This window comes from Colwellia sp. 6M3 (genome assembly GCF_014077595.1).
Taxonomy (GTDB): Bacteria; Pseudomonadota; Gammaproteobacteria; order Enterobacterales; family Alteromonadaceae; genus Cognaticolwellia.
Genome location: NZ_JACGWF010000046.1, coordinates 24001 through 32224, shown reverse-complemented (window position 1 = coordinate 32224; position 8224 = coordinate 24001). Strand labels below are relative to the sequence as shown.

Genomic DNA, 8224 nt, shown 5'->3' with positions numbered 1-8224 from the left:
TGAAGGTTGGTGAATTAGCACTTGTATCAGACAAGATAACACTAACACCCGACTGTTGTAACCAGGTTACTGTTACAGTGTCGTCATCTGTTACGGTTAAGTTTAATGTTACAGATGCTCCTTCATCAACGGTTTGGTCAAGCCCTGCATCAACAACGGGTGCTAAATTATCTGTAGTATTATCAGTAGTAGTATCATCAGTTGATGAGCCACCGCAAGCTGTTAAAGCCAATAGCAACACACTACTAAATGCGTATTTTAAAAAAGTATTTTTTATCATTTTACTGTCCTAATATATAAGTCGTAATGATTGTAGAATATGAATGTGTAAACAAAGTGCACATGGCCAAAAAAACTCAGTTGATTATTGATTTATTTTCTTAATCGGAAAACTTTCAAATATATAGGTAACAAAAGGCGTTTTATCTTGATCTACATAAAGAGTAGCAACTACCTTTTTGTCTTTAGCAACCCAATACATATGCCCATGATTATTCAATGTGACCGAAATAGTATTAACGCTAGATTTAAATAAACTGTCAGGTAAGTGTATGTTTTCCCCGTATATGCGTTGAATTTTAACCCCGTTAATATATAAATGAGCATGGCCCTCAATAAAGCCCGAAGAGGGAGAAATGGTGGCAGACATTAAATCAGCCATTGAGAAGCCTTCCGGAGGAGGCATTAACTCATAACGCTGTAACTGTAATGTTAAGTTATATCCAGACATAGCATCTTTACTCAGGTGTAGACTTAAAGCCGGGATTTTTGCATTAGTTGGAACATTAATTGGCATATGAGAGTGGTCCATAACCATCTCTTGTCCGGTAACGTTAAAAATACTCACGAATAATAAAATAAAACCAATAATAAACTTCATAACACTCTCTTAACTCTTTAAATACCAGCGTGACATGAGTATATAAGATGAATGTGCAAAAAAAATGCAGATGTGGAATATTTAAATTAATAAAAATTTAAGCTAATAAATACGATTAAATAAGAACTCTAGAATGACAAATAAGGGCTCTAGGGTGTTGGATTTGTGTTGGTGATAACGAGTTACGCTAAAGGCTGTAATATTTGATAAAGCGACTGGTAATTAATAGCTTGGAAAGAGCGCTATTCAGCCTTTTCCTTTACGGTGTCAGGACAAAATGGGTCAATCTCTTGATTTTCCGGAAGGTACTTTACCTCCGAGGTTTTAGTCGACTGCACTCTGAGCGCTACTAAAGCTAGCAACGCTTGCAAGTGCTAAAGCGTTTTTACATAAAGTGCTTTGCAATTTTCATTCACCGAACAATCTCCGCTCATTGAGTATTTAGGCTTTGATTATTCAGGGTTTGAGTTAATGGGGTATTTATATGATTTTAATAGAATACCCCAGCTGACTTTACGTGATTAGTATAAACAATTTATTGACTATTCAAATATGCTTCAACTGCTTCAGCTCGACTTTGTGCATGTTGATTAAGTTGCTCAACTGCATTGTAAAAGTCATTGCTGCTTTCCAAATAAGAGTAGCCCGATATTTCAGTTGTAGCATAAGGTTCAATAAGTGCAGAATAACTGTCATAAGCGGCTTGCATACTATTAGTATTAAACGAATCGCCTATCACTGCCAATACATAATCGTTATAGCGAGTCTTGTAAACATCATCAGCATATAGTTTTGCAATTAATGGCCAGTTACTTGAATCAAGATTAGAAAAATCTAGGTTTAACGCTCCACCTTGCTTTCCTTCTTGCAATGCTTCGTTATTGTCCCACGGGATCCAGGTTAGTTTTGATGTTTCAGGGTTGTTATACAGATAGTAGTTATGAGTCATTCTGCCATAGGTATCCCAATTTTGAATAATGCCATTGACTGCTAGATACTTTAAAAATCCATCAACGTCGAAAACAGCCTCTAGGTTTTCTCTCCATGTTGCAGGCGCTGTGGTTGCTGTATCGTCATGTAATGCATCAAAAAGTGCGATTATATCAGACCAGTCTTCATCATCTTCGTTAGTCTTTTTCTCAAAATTCTCTTCGTTAAACGAACCTTCAGCAAAGTTTGCACCGCCGTCTTCTGGCTTATATAAATTGCCATCATCGCTCGTAAACTGCGTTTCGATAAGCGTATCGTCAATTTCTTCAACTAAGGTATATAAACCAAAGTATTCTGGACCATTGCCATGATCAACATAGAGGGTGTAAAACCCGGTATTAGATACTGCTAGGCCAGCTTTTTTAAATACGTCAGATGCCACTTTTTCACGTAAAAGAGATTCGTCGTCAAAGTTGTTTTTTAAGCTGAATTTTTTGAAACCATAAAAACGCTGGTTATCAATTTGTGGGTAATCGTCTTCGAACTCATCAAAATCTAACTTAAAAGATAGTTTCAAAATACCTGCTTGCCAACTGCTTTGTAGCGAGGAATTACCTTTAAATCGAATTCCAACTCGGTACCATTGAGTGTCTTGATAATAGACGTCAGCGGGCACAAATATTGGATTTTCATCGCTATCAATTAAGCCGTTGTTATTAGAGCGTTGACCAAATTCGCCATAGGTTGCCGTCATATCATCAAGCATACTTTGCCAACGTTCTTCAGTGACGACAAAATCCAAACGTTTCACTTGGTTATCGTCAAACACTTCTTCGAAATTTGGATCGACGTTCTTACTATGAGTTTCTTCAGTCCAATCAGTTGCAACAAAGTCAGTATCAGTAATTTCAGTCGACGTATCAGTCGGTATTTCTGCAATAATATCTTCGACGACTTCCTCGTCAATTGAGCTATCACTGCCTCCACAAGCAGTTAGCAAAAGTAATGAACCTAATGTGATAACAAGAATATTTCGTCGTAATGTTTTACTCAAGGTATGAGAAGAGCTTAAATTTAATCGATTTAACATTAAAAATCCTAGGGTTGTTTTCAAGCATTGTGCAATTGCATTAAGAGGCATAATGCGATGTGCCGTAGAAGGTACTAAACAAATGTGCAGACACTGTGCAAAAAAAGTGAAAAGAATAAGGAAATTATGGATGGTTAAAGGTCAAAATATATTTTAGTCTCCAAGCAATAGCGTAAAGGTTTTGACCGGAAATTTAATGAGGAGGTGCGCTAAGATAATTTTATTTCGAAATATAATCAATGGATTGGCTGGTAATCCAAATGCAATCAGGTATGCAAAATTAACACTATTTACTGCCAGTGTTAAGTGCTAATCACTGGCATAGACAATAGAATTATGTAGAAATTAAAGTATTTACCTTTGCTGTTTTGCAAGCTCGGAAATACTTTATTTATCTCTAGTAAGTTAGTCAATTAGTCGATATTCAGCACTTTTTTCAATGGCCCTAAATAGGGTTCAAAATAGCGCCATTGCTCAGTGGCACTTTTATATATAGGTTGACGAACTTGCTCTGAACTTGGTGTTTTGATGTTACGTTTTGTTTTATGAAAATCGACACACGATTGTTCAAACTCTAAGCCTACAAAATCAAGCATTCTTCTGACTTGTTTTTCTAAATCATCGACTACATCTTCATGGTTCACGGTTAGCACATGGCCCGGCAATACGGCATCCCAGTGCGCCATTATTTTTAAATATGCTTGGTAGTAACGGCCAATATCTTCAAGGTTGTAACTAAAATCTTGTCCTTCAGCAAATAGCTGTTTAAAACCACTAAAACAACAAGCCATAGGAGAGCGTCTGGCATCAATAATTTTCGCATTCGGCAGTATTAGTCGTATCAAGCCAATGTGGATAAAGTTGTTTGGCATTTTGTCGATAAATAAAGGTGCTTTTTCTCGGTAGACTTGTGTTTCATCAATAAACTGTTGACCAAAGCGCTTGAAATAGTCGGGATTAATTTCAGCTAAATTTTTAGGATATTGTGCTTCTTCATCATTTTGGCTTTTACTACGGCCACGTAATCTTGATGCTAAGCCTAATATATTGTGTAACTCCATTGTGCCATCAACTTGGCTATGAGAAGCCAATATTTGCTCTAGTAGGGTTGAGCCTGCACGTGGTAAACCCAAAATAAAAATAGGGTCGGGCACGTTAAGCCCTAAGTTGCCGCGGTTTTTAAATAGCTCAGGTGTACAATATTTAATTTGTTCGGCGACTTGTTGCTCAAATTTCGTTATATCAAAGCCATTATGTGCATGCTGTAATTCATTACCTTTTTGGTAGGATTTAAAGGCTTGATCATAGTCTTTTCTATCTTCAAAGGCTTTACCAGTAGCAAAATGTAGTTGAATGCTATCAAGTAATGCTAAATCTTCATTATTTTGTTGAGTTTGCATTTGAGCAATTTCGCTATCGCTAAAACGATAGGTTTTAGTATTGGCTAAACTCCAAAACGCATCGCCATAACTTGGACTTATTTGATAAGCTTTTTGGTAAGAAGAGATGGCCTTTTCAATTTCACCTTTGGTTTTTAACGCATGGCCTAACTGTAAATGAAAACCCGGCACTTGATCGTTTTCTGCAACCACTTGCTCAAACAAGCTTATGGCTTGCTCTATTTCACCTAAGCCTGTTAAAGCACTTGCTTTGGCTATTTTAAAACTTAAATTGTCAGGTTGAGCTATGAGTAAAGGTTCAACTTGTTGTGCTGCTACTTTGTATTTACCTAAACGGATAAGTAAATTGAGGTATAGTGAACGGGCATGAATATGGTTTGGGTCTAATTCGAGAGCACTGGCTAACAAAAACTCGGCATCGTCATAAATTTTTAGCTCTATGCCAATTTCAGCAAGCATACACATGCCATCAACATGGCGTTTGTTGTTTTGTAAAAAGTGTCGACAAATTTGCTCTGCTTTTAATAGTTTACCTTCATGCATTAACTCAGTAACCGCGAGTAAAGCCGGGGGAAGTTTTTTTAGTTTTTCTAGATGATTTGCCGCTTTTTGGATATTGTTTTGTTGATTTTCGTCACGGTATAGTTGAATCAATGCCTGCCAACTAGCGACTAAGCTTGGGTTGAGCTCTACAGCTTTTTCAAACGATTTCTTAGCCAGTGTTGTTTCATTTAACGCTAAATAGATAAAGCCTTTTTCTTGATTTGCTCGACTGTGTTTATTTTCAAGTTTAAGTAATTCATTAATACTGGTTAATGCCAGCGGTAATGTTTTTGCATAGCGCTGGGCAACGGCAATTAAATACCATAGCTCAATATTATCTTGTGAGTCTGTGCTTTGCGTTTGTAGCTGTTTACATTGTTTTATAGCTTCGTCGAATTTTGTCGCTTGGATTAATTTTTGAATTGATTTTAATTGGCTTTCAATTGAAGGGTGAGATGTATTGTCCAATGACTTAGCTCCGAAGCAAGTGAGGGTATTATTTATATTTTAGATTTGCGGGTACTTTACAATAAAAAACCGCTTGATACAGATATCAAACGGTTTTTATTTCGATCATATTAACTTTTTAGATTTCGATTACAGCTTAATAAAAGTCGTAAGAGAATCTAAAACCAATAGTACGTGGTCTGTTAGATACAACTTTTGGCGTGTATTGTTGAGTATCAACATACAATATTGCACTTTTATCTGTTAAGTTGTCGATGAAAAACTCAGCTTTCCATTCGTCGTTTGTAACACCAAAGCTTATGTTAGCCAAAACATAACTATCTTGCACATAACGACCACCTGCAAAGGTTTCGCCGTTACTATCTTGGTAATTAACACCAGAAAATACGTCAGATTCTTTTTCAATGCTTAAACCAGAGCCTGTGCCATAGATTAAATTGGTAGCATCTTCAATCATATAAGCGTCCATCACCATACCCGCAAGTCTTTCGCCGGTATAACTAATTGAACCGTTTACATAGCCTGTCATATCTCCCGAAATAGGGTAGAAGTATTGTGCTTGTAAGTTACCTGAAAATTTAGCTGAATAAGGTAATCTACTGCCTTCTGGAGGCGCAATGCCGTCAAGTTGTGCATTGATTGACGTTAACTCAGTATCAATTAAACTAAACGCACCAGATATAACTAAATTATCTGTAGCTACCCAGCTAAAATCACCGTCTATACCTTTAATTTCTGCATCACCAACGTTGTCAGTAAATACTAAAAAGCTGATGTTTGTTGGGTCATAGCGAGAAGTTTGTAGATCAGATATTTTTGAATAATAAGCTGTGGCATTAAAGCGCAGGCTTTGATCAAGTAAAGTTGATTTAAAGCCAATTTCAACGTTATCTAAGCTATCTGTTGTTGAGTAAACAGGTATACGGAAACCTTCAAATGCACCTTCTTGGTTAGCAGCAGAACCACCACCAACACGGTTAGTAACCGGCGGTCTAAAGCCTTCTGAATATGATGCAAATACCATTACATCGTCATTTATTTTCCAGTCAATAGAGGTTTTGATGATAGTGTCATCAACCGTTAGCTTACCGTTGCTATCAAGTAAGTCAGTTTCTAATTGACCACTAGCAATAGCTGCTTGGATAGCTGCGGCTTCATCAGCGCCAAAAAATTCAGTTAAAGCAGCATCGCTACCGTCGCCGAATGCGCGTAATCGACCACTTACATCAGCGGTAGTTGTAGCGCCTTTATAAATGTCATCAATTTGATACCAACGTGCACCAAAACTTGCGGTAACCGTATCAGTAATGTCGTACTCTAATTGCCCAAATACGGCGATTTGATCAATAGTGTGTGTAACATCGTTAACAAAGCTCACTTCAGAAGAGAAAGGACCGCCATTACTGTTAATTCCTTCAGTACCTGCTAATTCTCTAGCTAGGTTAGGGAAAAGTTCAGTGTTGGCTATTTTAAATTGACCAACAGTTGATAGCTCTTGCGTGTCATAAAAAACACCAGCCGTAACGCGCCAGCGGTTTTCAGCTGAAGTATTCATACGTAATTCGTGCGTTGTGCGTGAGCTACTTGTTTCTTCTTTGTAAAACTTAGTTGGGTCAAAACACTCTTGTACATCAGGCGCACTTGCATAATTACAAACGTAATAAGAAGAGAATTGGCCACCATTAGTGTAACCGGTGTAATCAATAGTTGAGTTGATATCACGGTCTAAATAACCACCAGTATAAACAACAGTAAGGTGTTCAAGACGACCTTCTAATGTCCAAGTAGTTAAACCAAAGTCATCGTTGTTGTTTTCAGGTGTGAAACGGTTGGTTGATGTTTCACCGTCAAGGTTAGGATCGTAAGAAAACACACCTTCAGTATCAAGAGACTGTTGAGTATGTTGAACAAGAAGATCCCACTCGTTGTTAATCATATAAGATAAACCGAAACGTGCGCCCGAGTAATCAGCAGTGTTGAAGTCATCTTCTACTAATGCATCATTTTGCGGTATATTAACTGGCGTGTTTGCAGGATCTGCTAATTTAGAGAAACCAGCTGAGATTCTATCAATAACTATGGCACTACCGGTATAACCACCATTGCTTGGGTCGTTTTGAATATTATCAATCCAACCACCTTGATGGTCGTTATAAGCTGCAACACGCACAGCAAGATTGTCAGTTAAAGACATATTAAAATATGCTTCAACCGAGTTACTCATATCGCCGCCTTTGGTGAAGCTAGTGCTGGTATCAAAACCTGCAGCAAAACCATCATGTGTCGGCTTGTTAGTAATTAAGCGTACAGTACCCGATTGTGAGCTAGCACCAAAAAGTGTGCCTTGTGGCCCCGGAAGTACTTCTATACGCTCAACATCAGTCGCGTAAATATCTAAGTTACGACCTTGCATTGAAACAGGTTGTTCATCTAAATAAAAGGCAACAGACGGTTGCAAAGCTTGTACTGATGAAACAGAAATATTGGTTTGAGTCGTTGCTGCACCACGAATATAAATTTCATTTTGACCAGGGCCTGTGCCTTGGAAAACTACATTTGGTAAAAATTCTACATATTGATCGAAATTAGAAACACCTAATATTTCTAGGCTGTTACCTGTTAATGCTGTAACCGTAACAGGTACATCTTGAATTGACTCTGAGCGTTTAGTCGCGGTAACTTCAATAGTTTCTATTGATGCTTTCTTTGTAGTTTCTTCTGCGTAAATAGTACCTGACGATGCTAGTGCTGTTAGCACTGCACAATGCAGTTTAGTAAGTTTCATATAGATTTTCCCTAGGTGTTTTTTTTTGGTAGATAAGTTGTCAAATATAGTTAGTGTTCTAATTATTGTAATAGTTAGAGCACTAACTATATTTGGACTGCTCCTATGTTAACAAAATATACATTTGT

4 protein-coding genes and 1 pseudogene are annotated in these 8224 nt (G+C 37.4%); all 5 read right to left on the bottom strand.

Annotated elements, in window-relative coordinates; translation table 11 throughout:
- Nucleotides 1–280 (bottom strand): annotated as a pseudogene (locus H4J50_RS11335) (hypothetical protein); the annotation flags it as partial.
- Between the two features lie 84 nt (nt 281–364).
- A complete protein-coding gene (locus tag H4J50_RS11330) occupies nt 365–880 on the bottom strand; it encodes a hypothetical protein (protein WP_182256481.1) in 516 nt (171 codons plus the stop codon).
- A gap of 535 nt (nt 881–1415) precedes the next feature.
- A complete protein-coding gene (locus H4J50_RS11325; protein WP_182256479.1) occupies nt 1416–2900 on the bottom strand; it encodes a CotH kinase family protein in 1485 nt (494 codons plus the stop codon).
- A 413-nt stretch (nt 2901–3313) separates the two neighbouring features.
- A complete protein-coding gene (locus H4J50_RS11320) occupies nt 3314–5311 on the bottom strand; it encodes a tetratricopeptide repeat-containing sulfotransferase family protein (RefSeq protein WP_182256477.1) in 1998 nt (665 codons plus the stop codon).
- Between the two features lie 136 nt (nt 5312–5447).
- Complete coding sequence (locus H4J50_RS11315; protein WP_108456645.1) at nt 5448–8096, bottom strand: TonB-dependent receptor; 2649 nt, start codon at nt 8094–8096, stop codon at nt 5448–5450.
- Nucleotides 8097–8224: the final 128 nt, after the last annotated feature.

What these genes read in the sequence shown, in the direction of transcription:
- H4J50_RS11315 (WP_108456645.1), bottom strand. Translation starts at nt 8,096, where the DNA reads ATGAAACTTACTAAACTGCATTGTGCAGTGCTAACAGCACTAGCATCG.
- H4J50_RS11325 (WP_182256479.1), bottom strand. Translation starts at nt 2,900, where the DNA reads ATGTTAAATCGATTAAATTTAAGCTCTTCTCATACCTTGAGTAAAACA.
- H4J50_RS11330 (WP_182256481.1), bottom strand. Translation starts at nt 880, where the DNA reads ATGAAGTTTATTATTGGTTTTATTTTATTATTCGTGAGTATTTTTAAC.